The 16,351-nt window shown below is 45.9% G+C and carries 12 protein-coding genes; 7 read left to right on the forward strand and 5 right to left on the reverse strand.

What is annotated here, in order from left to right:
- Window positions 1-25 precede the first annotated feature (25 nt).
- The 3 genes from BBC0178_RS03070 to BBC0178_RS03080 form a co-directional block, all read right to left on the reverse strand.
- Entirely contained in the window at window positions 26-2,512 is a 2,487-nt protein-coding gene (locus BBC0178_RS03070; protein ID WP_078039167.1) for a heavy metal translocating P-type ATPase, read from the reverse strand.
- A gap of 135 nt (window positions 2,513-2,647) precedes the next feature.
- A complete protein-coding gene (locus BBC0178_RS03075; RefSeq protein ID WP_225868356.1) occupies window positions 2,648-4,141 on the reverse strand; it encodes a peptidoglycan L,D-endopeptidase MepK in 1,494 nt (497 codons plus the stop codon).
- A 1,137-nt stretch (window positions 4,142-5,278) separates the two neighbouring features.
- Window positions 5,279-6,682, reverse strand: a complete 1,404-nt coding sequence (locus BBC0178_RS03080) for a sigma-54-dependent transcriptional regulator (RefSeq protein WP_078040326.1) — start codon at window positions 6,680-6,682, stop codon at window positions 5,279-5,281.
- Window positions 6,683-6,947: 265 nt separating this feature from the next.
- Between BBC0178_RS03080 and omp10 the strand changes: the two genes are divergently transcribed.
- The 7 genes from omp10 (at window position 6,948) to guaA (ending at window position 13,935) form a co-directional block, all read left to right on the forward strand.
- Entirely contained in the window at window positions 6,948-7,322 is a 375-nt protein-coding gene (omp10, locus tag BBC0178_RS03085) for an outer membrane lipoprotein Omp10 (RefSeq protein WP_077970639.1), read from the forward strand.
- A gap of 30 nt (window positions 7,323-7,352) precedes the next feature.
- Window positions 7,353-8,348, forward strand: a complete 996-nt coding sequence (hemH, locus tag BBC0178_RS03090) for a ferrochelatase (RefSeq protein ID WP_078039169.1) — start codon at window positions 7,353-7,355, stop codon at window positions 8,346-8,348.
- 142 nt (window positions 8,349-8,490) lie between these two features.
- Complete coding sequence (locus BBC0178_RS03095; protein WP_078039170.1) at window positions 8,491-9,516, forward strand: SPFH domain-containing protein; 1,026 nt, start codon at window positions 8,491-8,493, stop codon at window positions 9,514-9,516.
- 112 nt (window positions 9,517-9,628) lie between these two features.
- On the forward strand, window positions 9,629-10,084 hold the full coding sequence (locus tag BBC0178_RS03100) for an NfeD family protein (RefSeq protein ID WP_078039171.1): 456 nt from the start codon (window positions 9,629-9,631) through the stop codon (window positions 10,082-10,084).
- 257 nt (window positions 10,085-10,341) lie between these two features.
- The gene (locus tag BBC0178_RS03105; RefSeq protein WP_078040327.1) at window positions 10,342-11,625 is read left to right on the forward strand and encodes an RsmB/NOP family class I SAM-dependent RNA methyltransferase; all 1,284 of its coding nucleotides are present in this window, start codon (window positions 10,342-10,344) and stop codon (window positions 11,623-11,625) included.
- Window positions 11,626-11,630: 5 nt separating this feature from the next.
- Complete coding sequence (locus tag BBC0178_RS03110; protein WP_078039172.1) at window positions 11,631-12,260, forward strand: 5'-methylthioadenosine/S-adenosylhomocysteine nucleosidase; 630 nt, start codon at window positions 11,631-11,633, stop codon at window positions 12,258-12,260.
- A gap of 115 nt (window positions 12,261-12,375) precedes the next feature.
- Window positions 12,376-13,935 (forward strand): glutamine-hydrolyzing GMP synthase, encoded by a 1,560-nt coding sequence (guaA, locus tag BBC0178_RS03115; RefSeq protein WP_078039173.1) that lies wholly within the window; start codon window positions 12,376-12,378, stop codon window positions 13,933-13,935.
- Window positions 13,936-14,084: 149 nt separating this feature from the next.
- Here guaA and trhP read toward each other — a convergent pair whose 3' ends face one another.
- The gene (gene trhP / locus BBC0178_RS03120; RefSeq protein ID WP_078039174.1) at window positions 14,085-15,422 is read right to left on the reverse strand and encodes a prephenate-dependent tRNA uridine(34) hydroxylase TrhP; all 1,338 of its coding nucleotides are present in this window, start codon (window positions 15,420-15,422) and stop codon (window positions 14,085-14,087) included.
- 386 nt (window positions 15,423-15,808) lie between these two features.
- The gene (locus BBC0178_RS03125; protein WP_078039175.1) at window positions 15,809-16,309 is read right to left on the reverse strand and encodes a hypothetical protein; all 501 of its coding nucleotides are present in this window, start codon (window positions 16,307-16,309) and stop codon (window positions 15,809-15,811) included.
- Window positions 16,310-16,351: the final 42 nt, after the last annotated feature.

Genomic DNA, 16,351 nt, shown 5'->3' on the forward strand with positions numbered 1-16,351 from the left:
TAAGGTTGCCGAAAACACCGTTAGCCTATAAACGGGGTTTGAAACGTTTCAAACGCAATGCATTGGAAAGCACAAAGACACTTGAAATTGCCATTGCTGCGGCAGATAGCATTGGCGACAATTGTACGCCCCAGACCGGATAGAAAATTCCGGCAGCAACAGGAATGAGTAAAACATTATAACCGAATGCCCAGAACAAATTCTGCTTGATGTTGCGGATTGTTGCTTTTGAAATGGCAATCGCATTGACAACGCCTGTCGGATCGCCCGACATCAATACAACATCCGCGCTTTCAATAGCGACATCGGCACCGGTTCCAATGGCGATACCGGTATCGGCAGCCGCAAGTGCCGGCGCATCATTGATGCCATCACCAACAAAGGCGACCTGCCGTTCAGACCCGCGTATTTTTTTCACAGCATCCACTTTTCCTGCCGGAAGCACTTCTGCGACGATTTCTGAAATACCGAGTTTTGAGCCGATTGTTTTTGCTGTGTTACGATTATCTCCTGTGACGAGCGCTGTTGCGATGCCCATGTTTTGAAGTTCGGCTATCGTTTTCCCCGAATTTTGTTTGACCGGGTCTTCAACAGCAAAAATTGCAGCCGCCTTATTGTCTATCGCGGCATAAAATGGCGTCATGCCTTCATTGCCGAAAATCTCGGCATCTTTGGCAAAGCCGGAGATATCGACATTTATCTCGTTCATATAACGGTCGGCTCCGATAATGACTTCTCTTCCATTAACTTTGCCGGAAATACCAAATCCGGGTTTGGAATAGAATTCTTCAACAGTCGAAAGGGATATTCCGGCTTTTTTTGCAGCTTCATTCAAAGCCTCGCCAATCGGGTGTTCGGAGCGAAGTTCTACCGCTGCAACATCTGCCAATGTTTGTTTTTCATCAAATCCCTCGGCTGTGATTATTTTATGCAAAACCGGTTTACCGACCGTCAGTGTGCCGGTTTTGTCAAAAGCAACAATATCGGTATCACGTAATGTTTGTAATGCATCACCGCGACGGAACAAAATACCGAGAGTGGCTGCCCGACCTGTGCCCACCATAATAGATGTCGGCGTTGCAAGACCCATTGCACAGGGGCAAGCGATGATGAGTACCGACACACCGGCAATAAGAGCATGTGGAAATTGTGGAGCAGGGCCGACGAAAAACCAGATAAAAAACGTAACAATTGCGGCTGCAAAAACCGCAGGGACAAACCAGCCTGTTACCTTATCGACCAAAGCCTGAATGGGTAGTTTTGCACTTTGTGCGTCTTCGACCATTTTCTGGATTTGTGCAATAAGTGTATCGCCACCGATCTTTTCAGCACGAAATGTCAAGGAGCCATTGCCATTGACAGTTCCGCCATAAACATTGTCGCCTTCTTTCTTGGCAACAGGTAAAGGTTCGCCCGTCATCATGGATTCATCAACATTCGAGTTGCCACTTGTGACAGAACCGTCAACAGGGAATTTTTCTCCCGGCCGCATCACAATAATGTCGCCGACAGCAACATCATCAAGCGCAACATCTGTTTCTTCATTGTTTCTTAAAACATGTGCTGTTTTCGGTTTCAAACCGGCAAGCATACGGATGGCTTCACTGGTGCGTCCACGTGCACCTGCTTCAAGATAACGGCCGAGCAGAATTAAAGTAACAATAACGGCTGCCGCCTCGAAATAAACATTATTGGTTCCTTCCGGCATATAAGCGCCGGCGAAGGTCGCAACAGTGGAATAGGACCATGCAGCAAAGGAGCCGACAGCAACAAGAGAGTTCATATCCGGAGTGGCACGAAAGAGATTGGGGATGCCGGATTTGAAAAAACGCCAACCGGGGCCGAAGAGCACAAGTGTTGTCAAAATAAATTCGACGAGGCGGGAGGGGAACATACCAATCGTCGTCATGACAAAATGATGGAACGGCGGTATGATATGGCCGCCCATTTCGAGAACGAAAACCGGAATGGTGAGAATAAGAGCTATAACCAGAGAGCGGCCAAGTTTATGCGCTTCAATGGCTTGTCTGTCGACTTGCTTATGATTATTGACGGGCTTTGCACCATAACCGGCTTTTGCAACAGCTTTCTCCAGCGCATCAATTGTCGCAACATTTTTAAGCATCTCGACATGGGCACGGTTTGTTGCGAGATTAACAACAGCAGTCTTTACCCCGTCTACCGAAAGCAGTGCCTTTTCAACGCGCCGCACACAAGAAGCGCAACTCATACCTTCAATATCAAGGTCAACCGGCTGGTAACCTACTTCATAACCGGCTTTCTCGACCGCTTGCACAAGCTCGTCGATACCGAGTTTATTTTTGCTCGTAACGTCCGCTTTTTCTGTTGCCAGATTGACGACAGCATTGTCTACGCCTTCAACTTTTTTGAGCGCTTTTTCGACGTGGCGAACACAAGATGCACAAGTCATCCCTTCAATATCAAGCTCGATATGAAAATTATCATTTGCCGGAGATTGACCGGTTTTTTCCGTTTGTGAAGTTGTTGTCATGAAACGCACCTTTCACATCAAGAGATAATGGTTCCCCTTATGGGAAGGTCAAGAGAAAAAATAGATGAAAAAACCTTATCCGGAGTGAACCGGATAAGGCCTTGATAAAAGATCAAATATTTACGACGACTAAAATCAATATGTGTCGTTGATACGTGCTACAGCGTGGAAGTCGATTGCACGACCTCTGAGTTCTGCAACCCGCGAAACTTCCTGCTTTTTCTCCAGACCGGAAACAAAGACCACATTCGGTACTTTACGCAATTCCTCATCGGGAGCGAGCATATCCGAATTTGTTAAAGAAGCCGGTATTCTATTTTCATTTTCCGAAATAATGTTTTTCACGTCTTCTTCATCGGGGCGGTCGACTTTCGGAGCAGTTTTGGGTGCTTCTGCAGATTTATTTGTTTCAAGCGCTGCAACAGTTGACTCGTCCGGAGATTGGGCATCATCTGCATCGGCATAATCATCGTCTTCTTCATAATCGTCATCCGGTACAGCGATGATTTCATTTGCTTCGATCAATGCCGTCAAATCGTCACCCGGAACTTTGTCAGACAACTTTCCGGTCTCGCCCCCATTATTGGCAATAGCAAGGGCAACTTTATCAGCCTCATCCTGCCGCAAAGGTCTTGATTCCGGCAAAGGAACCGATGCCAATTTGACTGTCGTCTCATTATCTTCACCTTCATCCGGTTTGAAGGTCGGTACCGGTACATTAGCATAAGCCATAACCGGTGCTTCGTTGGTCTCTTCCTCGTCTTCGTCTGTCGGTTTCATGCCCTTGCCGCGCAAAGGCGAAGATTCGGGAAGCGGTGCGTCCTTTTTGGGTAATGAAACCACTGTGGTTGTCTTTGGCTCTTCGGCTACGACCGGAGCACTCGGTTGAACACGCACAGGTTGTTCGGTTGACTGTTCTTGCGAATTTTTACGCCCGAAAAGACTGCTGAGAAACCCACGTTTTTGAGGGGCAGGTGATGCACTGGCATAGACAACCGGTGCCCCGCGACGGGCGAGCCACTCGGCTTTCGCCTCATTATATCCAGAAAGCGGTTTGCCGTCACTTGGTATATACATAGTCTTGCCATCAGGAAATAATGCCATCAACTCGCTGCGGCTCATACGCGGCCAATGGCGTACATTGCCCACATCCATGTGGACGAAAGGCGAACCTGAACGCGGATAATAGCCGACACCGCCAACCTGCTGCTTTAATCCGATAGCACGCAATTTGGCGAGATTGACATCCGGTAGATAGAAGTCCATGGCATGACCAAGAGTGTGTTGGCTGTTTTTGGCAACGCCACTATTGGCCGAACGAGAACGTAACATATTGTTTGTTGCAGGCGAGCGATAGGCGGAAACAACATTAATATATTCGCGCGACCCGCTGGTGCGATAAACAGACCAGATAAGATCAAACAAACGCGGATCCATATTTGTTGGTTCATTACGCCGCCAGTCACGCAAGAACACGTTCAGCCGCTTCAAACCGGCCTGATCATATTTGCCATCGCGTTTAAAAACAATTTCGGCTTTTTCACCGGTATGGACGTAATAGAGCTTCAAAGACCTCGTCTCGGCTTTCGCCGATACAGGTGCTAACATAAAGGACAGAGCTGTGCCCATTGCCACAAAGGCCAATGACAAACGACGAAATGTCCAAAATGATTTTCTCAATCCGTCAACCACCATTCGTAAAACCTGTCTTGTTATCCCGCCAATTGGCGCAATAACCAAACTTCTATTGTTTGATCGTCTCGCCTCAGGGCCACCTGAATTAGGCTTTATAGTTATCAAAGTATAATCCAGAATGGTTAACAGCAGCTTTATTATGAGCTAGCAATTTTATCCTGCTAATCAAATACGACCATACCATGGCAAAAATGCCACAGAAGAGAACTTTTATAACAAACTCAGTAACTTTTTGTTACTACGGTTAATTTTTTCTTTTTATTGACACATTCTCGAGCAGCACCTCTGCCGGTTCATTTTTAATATTGGGATTGAAGCGTCCCAAGACAAGTCAAAATCCTCGTTTTTTGATCTATGTGGAGACAATGAGATGCCTTGGAGATGCCTTTGAGATGCCTTGACGGGGGCGATATGACGGCGTTGGAAAGCAATGATAATCGCGACATGTCCTGACAATAGTGTGCAAATAATATATCATAAAAGCGGCCGATGCAGAACAGATTATCATTGTAAATATGCTCTAACGGATATTCCAACCAGAACTTGCAAATGAAATTTTAATTTTATCTCTTTTGGTTGTTTTCTGGAGCACAAATAATAGAGAATTCGTCCAATAGAAAAATCGTCAATCCATATCCATCAATCGGCACATTCAACAGTCGGCCAGTTTTAACAATCGCCTGGTTTTAACAATCGGCTGTGTGAAAAGCGGATTTTATTTTGCATTTAAACACAGCATGAGGGAAAAGTGCCGAATTCGGGTGCTTCCGTGTTGGAAATCGAAAACGTAGTTTCGTTTTGATAAAAAAGGCAGTTTCGTTTTGTTATATAAGCGGGAGAACGAAGGGGGCGGGCGGTTCTTTCGCTTATACAGAAAAATAGAAAAAATCGATTGAGGTTAGCAAACTACGAGTGCAATTTTGGTTCTTGCGTTTTGTCGTCAATGAAAAACAAATAAAAAGTGGTGACAAAGATATTTGTCACCACCAAATCATCATGCCGCATTAAAATTATGCGGTGCCGACCTTTTCCGGCCAGTCTTATTTAGTCTTATTTTCAGCTTGCCCGTTTTCAACTTGCTCGACGCAATGTCTCGGTCTCTTTCCGACTTTCAGCATGATATTCATCAAGCTTGCGGTAAAGTGTTGAACGACCGATCCCGAGGCGACGGGCCGCTTCGCTCATGCGTCCACGATAGTGGTTCACTGTGCGTTCAATGATTTCCCGTTCAAGTTCATTATAAGCACGCACCTGACCGTTATCATCAATTAGATGAACGGAATAACGATCATTTTTTTCGGCTATTTCTACCGGTGCATTGCTTCTGAAATCGGCAAGCTGATTTCCGGTTAGTTGCGGGAAGTCACGAATTGTCAAAAGTGGCCCTTGGCTCAGCAATACAGCGCGAAAAAGCACATTTTCCAGTTCACCAACATTCCCTGGCCAATCATGCTGCAATAAAAGCGAAAGTGCAGAACCTGCCACCCCGTGAACATGCGGCTGCCCACTTTCAACGACAATATGTTCAATGGCACGCTGCGCAATATCGGCAAAATCGTCACGCCGTTCGCGAAGCGGGGGAATAATTACGTGACATTCTCTCAACAGATCATAGAATTCCTTCAAAAACAGACCGTCTTCGACAAGCCCCTGAAGCCGTGACGTTGAAATAGTTGTCAAACGGAACTTGGGCTCTTCACCTTTTTCAGTTTCCTTGCGTTTCTTGAGAAAATCAACCCAGCGTCTCTGCTGATTAATTTCAAGACGATCGATCTCGCAAAGACAAATTGTTCCATGGTCAATCGCGTTGATATGCGGCAGAATCTTGGTTTCCCACTTTTTTGCGTCCTGCAGGGGATCAGAAATCGGCACACATTGGATACGAACAAATTTACCGGTTGCGTAAGGGCTTTCGTGGTGGATAACGCGGGCAAGTGTCTCTCTACCGGTTCCTTTTTCTCCTTCGATGAGAAGATTTTTAGTCGATAAAGCAGCTTGTTTTGCCCGTTCAAAAGGCTCTTTCATTGCTTCACTATTTGCGTAAAGGTCAGAGAACCGCAAGTGGTTTTCCTGTTGGCGACGAATATAATGCACTTCACGCTCATAGGTATTGTTGATTGAGAGATTGCCGAGTGTCACACTCAATCTTAGTGATGTAATCGGATAAACGAGATAATCAACGGCACCCGCCTTCAGACTTTTCTGAAGGAGTTCCTCATTTTCTACATCGGACATGACAACGAGTGGGGCGGCAAATCCGGTAACGCGGATTGTTGAAATGAGATCGGTTCCGCCAAGGTCACTCATCATCAAATCGACCAATGCAAATGAAATATTACGGCGTTTACGCAACAAATCGAGTGTGCGTAATCCATTTTCTGCTTCAATTACACGATATCCGAGAGCACGAAGAATGGAAGAAGTGTTGGCTCGTTTACCATAGTCTTCGGCTGCTACTAGTATAGGACCCATCATTGCTTTCATCATCTCCTTTGTGAGGACGAAAACGCATAGATAGGCGTTTGGTTGCAAAACATAGGTGTACCTCGTTTGCCCCGCAAGCGTCAGACTACTATCAATCTGATGATTACATGCAACAGAAAAGAGAATTTTTTCCAAAAAAAAAGCTTTTCCGTTGATTTCCATCAAAAGCGACATATTGATTGAGCTATAACATGTTGATACAGCTGTTATCAGTTGTTTTTTTGCCGCTTGATGTCGGTTTTTTGGAGCAAACCTGATGAAACCTATTGCGTCCACTCTTTGTCTTACTGCAATGGCTTTTGCCCTTGCCGCTTGTAATCTTTCACAAAATTATGGCCAGCGTCCTTCGGTGCAGAATATTCCGACAGGAATTGATGGCCAGTGGGTCGATAAAAATGGTGTCGTATCGTCGTTCAGAAACGGTATCTTCGAGACGCGTTCGTCCGATACAAAAGAAAAGCTTTCAGAAGGAAATTATCGTTTCAGTAATCCGCAACTTGTTGAAATCGAGATGCGCTCCATCGTGCGCGGAACTGTTTCACGCGTCAATTGCGCAATATCGAACAACTCGATGCAGCTCTTGTGCACCAAGAGCAGCGGTTCGCAATTTTCTTTAAACAGAAAAATTTAATAAAAAACGGAAAGACCAGACTGGAATTTTATGGCAGATCAAAAAAGTAAGGTTGGCGTTCTCCTGATTAATCTGGGAACGCCAGAAGGTACCGATTCAACAAATGTTCGCAAATATTTGCGTGAATTTTTGTCAGATCGACGGGTAATAGAATGGCCACGCATTTTATGGTACCCGATTCTTTATGGAATTGTTCTCAATGTACGACCGAAAAAGTCCGGTGCACTTTATAAGCGTATCTGGAATTATGAATTGAACGAGTCGCCTTTGCGCACTTATACACGTGCTCAAGCTGAAAAGCTCGGTCCGCTCCTTGATGAGACGAATGTCGAGGTCTATTGGGCCATGCGCTATGGCAAGCCTTCGATTGACGAGGTGCTCGGCACTATGATCGAGAAGGGGTGCGAAAAAGTTCTGTTTTTCCCTCTTTACCCTCAATATTCTGCAACAACAACGGCGACGGTACTCGACGCAGTATTCGCAAGCCTTGAAAAACGTCGTTATCAACCGGCTATACGCTCTGTTCCGCCCTATAGCGATGATCCGGTTTATATTGATGCGCTCGCCCATTCGGTCGAGACACATTTGAAGACGCTCGAATTTGTTCCGGAAAAAATCATTGCGTCCTATCACGGTATTCCTCAATCCTACGCAAAAAGGGGTGACCCTTATCCGGAAGAGTGCGTGCGCACAACGGAAGCTTTGCGTAAACGCCTTGGAATGGATGAGAACAAGCTCATTATGTCCTTCCAATCACGCTTTGGCCCTGAGGAATGGCTGCAGCCTTATACAGCCGCGACCGTTGAAAAACTTGCGAAAGAAGGCGTCAAATCTATCGCAGTCTTCAATCCGGGTTTTGTCGTTGATTGTTTGGAAACAGTCGATGAAATGGGCCATGAAGCGCAAAAGACATTCAAAGAAAATGGCGGAGTGAATTTTGTCCATATTCCCTGCCTGAATGACAGTGAAGACGGCATGAAAGTCATCGCCCATCTTGTAAAAAGAGAGCTTCAGGGCTGGATTTGAACTATTGCTGAAATTAAAAAAATTTTGCATTGATCATTAAACGGGGGAAAGCTGCCTTCCATCGCTGTTTGTAGCTTTCCGCTGGCAAATAAAACTGTAACGATACGAATACTGATCTCGATATTTTTTAAGGGAGAAGAATGTGTTCGGTTTTAATATCGCCTTATTGTTGTTGGTTGTGCTGGTTGTTGCAACATTGTTTGCGGGTATCAAGCAGGTTCCGCAGGGCTATCAATATACAGTTGAACGTTTCGGCCGCTATACCAAAACCTTGATGCCGGGACTTAATTTGATTGTTCCGTTTTTTGACCGCATAGGCGCGCGCGTCAATATGAAGGAGCAGGTGCTTGATATTCCCACTCAGGAAGTCATTACCCGCGATAACGCAACTGTTTCGGTTGATGCAGTGGCGTTTTTCCAAGTGCTGAATGCTGCCCAATCCGCCTATCAGGTATCGGATTTGAATTATGCGGTCTTAAACCTCAATATGACGAATATTCGTACTGTTGTCGGTTCAATGGATCTTGACGAGCTTTTATCCAACCGCAATACGATCAATGAAAAGCTTTTGCATGTGGTTGATGAAGCAGCCCATCCATGGGGCTTGAAGATGACCCGAATTGAAATAAAAGATATCCAGCCGCCGCGTGATCTGGTCGACGCTATGGGCCGGCAGATGAAAGCCGAACGCGACAAGCGCGCACAAGTTCTTGAAGCCGAAGGGGACCGCAATGCCAATATTTTGCGGGCGGAAGGTTTCAAACAGGCACAGATTCTGGAAGCAGAGGGAAAGCGGGAAGCCGCCTATCGGCAGGCAGAAGCACGTGAACGTCTGGCAGAAGCAGAGGCAAAAGCAACATTGGTTTTGTCCGAAGCCATTGCGAAGGGAAATGTTCAGGCAATCAATTATTTTGTTGCGCAAAAATATACCGATGCCCTTGCCTCTATTGGTACAGCCAATAACCAGAAGGTTGTGTTGATGCCAATGGAAGCTTCATCGCTTATCGGCTCTCTTGGTGGCATCGGTGCCATTGCAAAAGAAGTTTTCGGTTCCTCACAAGAGAAAAATAAAGTTGAAAGCAGGACAGGAGACGATGTTTTCTCTCGTGGTTGTTATATGAGGCTTAAGCAAGCGGTTTTGACCAGTCGGCATATGGTAAAACCCTAAGGAGTTTCATCGCTTGTAAAAGGTTGAATTTTTAGACAAGCTGCCAAGCTTCATAGAGTGAGCATTACTTCATAGAACGAGCGTTAAAAGCTGGCCTTCAGAAGGAACAAGGATGTTTGATTTATTGATGACCTTGGGAGCATGGAACTGGGTGGTTTTAGGATTTATCCTGCTCCTTCTTGAACTCATTTTCCCAGGCGTATTTTTTGTCTGGTTCGGTCTCGGGGCTCTTTTAACGGCACTTGTTTCTTTGCTTCTTTATAACTTGCCATGGATTGCACACTGGGAAGTTGAAGTCATCTTTTTCCTGATATTTTCTATCATCATGGTGTTGATAGGTCGTAATTTTTTTCGCCGCGATCGCGAAACCGACGAGCCATTATTAAACAGGAGAACCGACCAGATCATTGGCAAAATAGTTGTTCTTGAGGAACCCGTTCGGGATGGCAAAGGGCGCGTCCGTATTGATGATACGATATGGCGCATCAAAGGGCCTGATCTTCCTGAAGGTACGGAAGTCAAAGTGGTTGCCTTCGATAATGGTGTTTTCACAATTGAAAAGGCCTGAATTCAAGGCCACGTTGTGATCCGCCTGTCTTTGATGTGTTTTTCTGATAAAACCTTGTCAATGCCGAACATTTTTTGATGGGCTTCATTTTCGACCGGTCAGGCTCTCCTCTTTTCCGACAAAGCTTTCGGATTTCATTTTTTAAACTGTGATAAATAAAGCTATCAACGTGATCTTTTTTTTTCGTGAACGGTTTTCCTTTTTAATAAATTCGTTTATTCCCTGTGCTGGAACATCAAGCAGGAATTGAAAAAACTATGCGACTGGGTGGGCGCCTTCAGGCGGCAATTGAAGTATTGCAGGATATCAAATCGCGTCGGCGTCCGGCTGCGGAAGCACTTAAAGATTGGGGGCTTTCGCATAGATTTGCTGGCGCCGGTGACAGGGCTGCAATCGGCAATATTGTTTATGACGCCTTGCGGGAACGTTATTTACTTGAATGGCGCATGGATAGCGATGATCCTCATGACACAGCCTTTGGTGCATTGTTGGAAGATGGCGGGCTTTCGCTTGATGAACTTGCGCGTAGTCTTGATGGAGACCGTTTTGCACCGGAACCATTGGGTGAACATAGCCGCAATATGTGGCTCACCAAAAATATTGACGAAGCGCCCGATTATATTCGGGGAAACCTGCCGCAATGGTGTGTTCCTCTATTTCAGGATATTTTCGGCTCCCATTGGCTTGATGAAGCTGTCGCATTGGCAAAACGCCCACCACTTGATTTACGTGTGAACCGCTTGAAGGCAAAACCCGAAAAGATTATGCGCGAACTTGCGGGAACAGGTGCCAAACCGGTCTCATGGTTTGATATCGCTTTACGCATTCCACCGATCGAGAAATTGAAACGGCACCCTAATGTGCAGGCAGAGCCGGCCTTCCAAAAAGGCTATTTTGAAGTGCAGGATCTCGGATCGCAAATCGTCGCAAGACTTGCCGGAGCAAAAGTCGGTATGCAAGTGCTTGACTATTGTGCGGGCGCTGGTGGAAAAACATTGGCTATGGCGGCGGATATGGAAAACCGTGGTCAAATTCACTGTTATGACGCGGAAAAAGCCCGTCTTGCTCCGATTTTTGAACGTCTGCGTCGCTCCGGTGTGCGCAATGTTCAACCGCACGTCAATATAAGCGAACTCGACGCATTGAGAGGTCAAATGGATATTGTGCTGCTTGATGCACCTTGCACAGGTACGGGAACATGGCGCCGCCGTCCGGATGCCAAATGGCGCTTGACAGAAGGCCAGCTTGAACGCCGTATTGCAGAACAGAAAACCGTTTTGAACGCGACCTTACCTTATCTTAAAGTTGGCGGTCATCTCGTCTATATTACATGTTCGCTGCTTTCTTCCGAAAATGACAAACAAATAGCGGCTTTTCTCAAGGAAAATTCGCAATTCAAAGAAATCGACATGAAAAATTTGTGGCAGCAACATTTCGGGAAAGATGCACCAAGGCCGGTATTTCCTGAACATGGGCTGGTTTTATCTCCGGCAAGTACAGATACAGACGGCTTTTTTATATCGGTTCTTGAAAAACGTTAAACATAATGACGAGGTCAAGCATGTGGGGTGGAAAATCGGTTCTTTTTCTGATGGCAACCGAACTGGAATATGGCGAGCACCTCAAAAAGCTCATTAAACCGCACATTATTGGCGTGGGGCCGATCGAGGCCGCGATCAATACGACAAAAATTTTAAGTGCTATGAAAAACGAGAATCGCTTGCCCGATCTTGTTGTCTCGCTCGGTTCGAGTGGCTCACAAAAGCTCAAACAAACAGAAGTTTATCAGGTGTCATCTGTGAGCTGGCGCGATATGGATGCAACGGTACTGGGTGTTGAAAAGGGGGTAACGCCTTTTGTTGATCTGCCCGCAACTGTGAAAATGCCGACATTGATACCCGATTTCCCGTCTGCAAGCCTATCGACCGGCGGCGATGTTGTTTCCGGTGATGGTTATAAAACTATCGAAACCGATATGGTTGATATGGAAACCTATGCCGTATTGCGAAGCTGCCAGACATTCAATGTTCCTTTATTCGGATTGCGCGGTATCTCCGATGGTCAAAAGGAGCTGGAACATGCAATGGATTGGCGCCAATATTTGCATATTGTTGATGAAAAACTGGCAAATGCTTTGATGCTGCTTGATAAGGTGCTGGAACATCCGGAAAAATGAAATTGACGGGCTATCAAAATAACGAGCCGTTATTTTGCAAGCTTTGCGGTTTAAAAACTGTTTTGTCATCTATCACCCGATTGCATTTCTTAAAAAGACTCTTTAAAGGCTTTCTATGAGCACAACACATCCTGACACAATTCTGATTATAGATTTCGGTTCGCAAGTAACCCAGCTTATTGCACGCCGTGTGCGTGAAGCCGGTGTCTATTCCGAAATCGTACCGTTCCAGTCTGCTGCAGACGCTTTCAAGCGTATCAAGCCGAAAGCGGTTATTCTTTCCGGTTCTCCCCATTCAACCGTTGATATAGGGTCTCCGAGAGCACCGCAAGAGATATTCGATGCAGGGATTCCTGTTCTTGGTATCTGTTATGGCGAACAGACAATGTGCGCACAACTTGGCGGCAAAGTCGAAGCGGGGCATGAACGCGAGTTCGGGCGCGCAGATCTTACCGTTGAAGCAGATAGTGCTCTCTTTCAAGGCATATGGGAAAAAGGAACCCATCATCAGGTCTGGATGAGCCATGGTGACAGGGTCACTGCTTTGCCGGAAGGCTTCAAAGTTATCGGCACCTCGAAAGGTGCGCCTTTTGCTGCGATTTCTGATGAAAAACGCCATTTTTATGCCGTGCAATTCCATCCGGAAGTTGTTCATACCTTGGATGGCGCACGTCTTTTGCAGAATTTCGTCCACAATATCGCCGGTATCAAAGGCGACTGGTCTATGAAAACCTATCGCGAACAGGCCATTTCTGCCATTCGCCGGCAGGTGGGGAAGGGGCGCGTTATCTGCGGCCTTTCAGGCGGGGTTGATTCGTCCGTTGCGGCGGTGCTTATTCATGAAGCCATTGGCAATCAGTTGACATGCATTTTTGTCGATCATGGTTTGATGCGCAAAAATGAAGCTGAAGAGGTCGTCTCGATGTTTCGCGAGACCTATAATATTCCGCTTGTTCATGTTGACGCATCCGATCTTTTTATCAATGCGCTTGAAGGGGTGAGCGACCCCGAAAAGAAGCGCAAGATTATCGGCCGCCTGTTTATCGAAGTTTTTGAAAAAGAAGCCAAAAAGCTTGGTGGTGCGGAATTTTTAGCACAGGGCACACTTTATCCGGATGTGATTGAGAGCGTGTCATTCTCGGGTGGTCCCTCGGTCACGATCAAAAGCCATCACAATGTTGGCGGCTTGCCGGAACGCATGAATATGAAACTGGTCGAACCGTTACGCGAACTGTTCAAAGATGAAGTTCGCACTCTGGGGCGTGAACTTGGCTTGCCGGAAAAGTTTATCGGGCGTCATCCTTTCCCCGGTCCCGGCCTTGCTATTCGTTGCCCCGGTGGAGTGACGAGAGAAAAACTCGATATTTTGCGTGAGGCGGATGCCGTTTATCTTGATGAAATTCGTAAAGCCGGCCTTTATGATAAAATCTGGCAAGCTTTTGCTGTTCTCCTTCCGGTACAAACGGTGGGTGTCATGGGTGACGGGCGAACATATGAATATGTTTGTGCGTTAAGAGCTGTGACATCGGTCGACGGAATGACAGCCGACTTTTATCGTTACGATATGGATTTTCTGGCACAAGCTGCAAATCGCATTATTAACGAAGTGCGCGGCATCAATCGCGTCGTCTATGATATTACGTCGAAACCACCGGGAACCATCGAGTGGGAATAAAATAAACTGAATATTCGAGAATATTGTAAATGCCATTGAAGAACAGATTTCTTCAATGGCATTTTCTTAAGTTATATTGTTAAAGTGACTTTATTGAGCGGTTTCAGGTTTGAATGATAAATTCAGGAAGGTTGTTTTATCGGGCAACTTCAAACATACCGCATCAATAAAGCATAATTCAATTGAACATCTTCAGGGATGGGAATGTAGACAATATGCCCGTCACCGGGTGCTACAGTAATGTCTTCGTTCTTTTTATTTTTCAGTGATTTTATTGTAAAATTGATATTGCCATCCGGCGTCATCATTTCCACTTTGTCATTCAATTCAAAGCGGTTTTTGACAGCAACTTCCGCAAGTCCGTTCACGCGTTTTCCGCTAAATTCGCCAACAAATTGCTGACGGCCGGGAAGCGATGAGCCGGTAGCATAATTCTGGTATTCTTTATGTTTATGGCGTTGCAAAAAGCCTTCGGTATAACCGCGGTGGGCAAGGGATTCCAGAACCACCATCAAATTGTCGTCAAAGGGGCGTCCGGCCAGAGCATCATCAATCGCCTTGCGGTAAACTTGTGCAGTACGGGCAACATAATAATGCGATTTGGTGCGCCCCTCGATTTTTAACGAATTGACACCGATGTTGATAAGTTTTTCGACATATTGAACCGCGCGAAGGTCTTTTGAATTCATGATATATGTGCCGTGTTCGTCTTCAAACGCGGTCATTTCGGCTTCCGGACGATTCGCTTCATGAAGCACAAATACCTTGTCGGTGGTTGGCCCTTCGCCAAGATCGGGCTGAATTTCCGCGCTTACCGTCTCTTCAACTTTGACAATTTCGCCCAGTTCATTCTCGACGCCTTCTTCGACACCATATTTCCAGCGGCAGGCATTCGTACATGTTCCCTGATTGGCATCGCGGTGGTTGATGTAGCCCGAGAGAAGGCAACGCCCCGAATAGGCCATGCATAATGCACCATGAACAAAGACTTCCAACTCGATGTCGGGAACGTTTTCACGGATTTCTTCAATTTCCTTCAGTGACAATTCCCTTGAGAGAATGACGCGTGTCAATCCCATGCTTTTCCAGAACTTGACGGTTGCCCAATTCACAGCATTCGATTGTACCGAAAGGTGAATATCGACATCGGGAAAATTTTCCCGCACCATCATAATCAATCCCGGATCTGACATGATGAGAGCATCAGGATTCATGTCGATAACAGGTTTTAATTCACTCACAAAACTTTTAAGCTTGCTGTTGTGGGGGGCAATGTTGACAACAACATAGAATTTTTTGCCCTCGGAATGGGCTTCGTCAATGCCTATTTTCAAATTTTCTTCATGATTGAATTCATTATTGCGTACCCGCAAGCTGTAGCGGGGCTGGCCTGCATAAACCGCATCCGCGCCATAGGCAAAAGCGTAACGCATAGATTTCAATGTGCCCGCAGGACTTAACAATTCGGTTTTATGAAGTTTTGACATTGATTGAAAGAGCCTTGAAAATTGAGCTGTTGTTTAGCAGAACTGGCCTATCCGTTCAACCTTTCAGAAAACATAATTTCAGAAGATTAATCTTCATTACAACATCCGGTTTTACCGGAATTGAAGGTTGAAGCGAGAGTAAACAGCATGCAGAATTTTAAAGAATATAATTTAAAACATGTGGGTAAAAATGCAGCTGTTAAACTGCGAGGGTAAAAATGCATGGGTAAAAGTGTGCGGGTTAAGAAAATATGCGCTATCACGATCAAACTTTTTATCCATGCAGAAATTATCATTCCATCCCATAGACGGCCGCGGCTAAGGTGTCCAAGTTGGTGGCCATGGCGTAGACAGCCAATTTGATCGAAGCAGGATTGAAGTAATCCTTAATCACAAAAATAGGCCCATTGCAGAAGTGCCTGACGCTGGCGCGGACGACAGAAAAAATCATCGGGGTCACAATTTTTTCTGAGCTGGGCGAGATGGCGGCGCATCTGTTTCCAACGTTTGATCTGCCGCTCGTCTTCGCCTTCGATACGGCGGCCCGAATAATAACGGCAATACCACTGGAACCAGCCGCGCGGATCATTGTCATAAATCCAGCCTTTAGCCTTCCAGTAGGAAAGGGGCTTACCGGCCAATACACCATAATAATTCATGTCAGCCCGTTTGCCTTCCGGCGATAGTTTTGCGTTTTGAAACCAGTTTGAAGGAAACTCGTTTCTGCAATCGGTCATATATTTTCCGCCGAAAACGCCCATTTCCAACATTTGGCTAGGGGTTAACTGCGGTTCAAAATCGGCTGAAAAGTTTTTTCCCTCTTCACACACGCGTTCATAGCGATAGCCATGTTGCATTTTATCGTTAACCTCTACCCATAAAGACATGGAATATTGCTCCATTGTTTGAACGAATAAACGAATAGTTAT

It is taken from the genome of Ditibartonella apihabitans (genome assembly GCF_002007485.1).
GTDB lineage: Bacteria > Pseudomonadota > Alphaproteobacteria > Rhizobiales > Rhizobiaceae > Bartonella > Bartonella apihabitans.

What these genes read in the sequence shown, in the direction of transcription:
- BBC0178_RS03075 (WP_225868356.1), bottom strand. Translation starts at nt 4,141, where the DNA reads ATGGGCACAGCTCTGTCCTTTATGTTAGCACCTGTATCGGCGAAAGCC.
- BBC0178_RS03100 (WP_078039171.1), top strand. Translation starts at nt 9,629, where the DNA reads ATGTTTGATTTATTGATGACCTTGGGAGCATGGAACTGGGTGGTTTTA.
- guaA (WP_078039173.1), top strand. Translation starts at nt 12,376, where the DNA reads ATGAGCACAACACATCCTGACACAATTCTGATTATAGATTTCGGTTCG.
- BBC0178_RS03125 (WP_078039175.1), bottom strand. Translation starts at nt 16,309, where the DNA reads ATGTCTTTATGGGTAGAGGTTAACGATAAAATGCAACATGGCTATCGC.
- BBC0178_RS03070 (WP_078039167.1), bottom strand. Translation starts at nt 2,512, where the DNA reads ATGACAACAACTTCACAAACGGAAAAAACCGGTCAATCTCCGGCAAAT.
- BBC0178_RS03110 (WP_078039172.1), top strand. Translation starts at nt 11,631, where the DNA reads ATGACGAGGTCAAGCATGTGGGGTGGAAAATCGGTTCTTTTTCTGATG.
- BBC0178_RS03105 (WP_078040327.1), top strand. Translation starts at nt 10,342, where the DNA reads ATGCGACTGGGTGGGCGCCTTCAGGCGGCAATTGAAGTATTGCAGGAT.
- trhP (WP_078039174.1), bottom strand. Translation starts at nt 15,422, where the DNA reads ATGTCAAAACTTCATAAAACCGAATTGTTAAGTCCTGCGGGCACATTG.
- BBC0178_RS03080 (WP_078040326.1), bottom strand. Translation starts at nt 6,682, where the DNA reads ATGATGGGTCCTATACTAGTAGCAGCCGAAGACTATGGTAAACGAGCC.
- hemH (WP_078039169.1), top strand. Translation starts at nt 7,353, where the DNA reads ATGGCAGATCAAAAAAGTAAGGTTGGCGTTCTCCTGATTAATCTGGGA.
- omp10 (WP_077970639.1), top strand. Translation starts at nt 6,948, where the DNA reads ATGAAACCTATTGCGTCCACTCTTTGTCTTACTGCAATGGCTTTTGCC.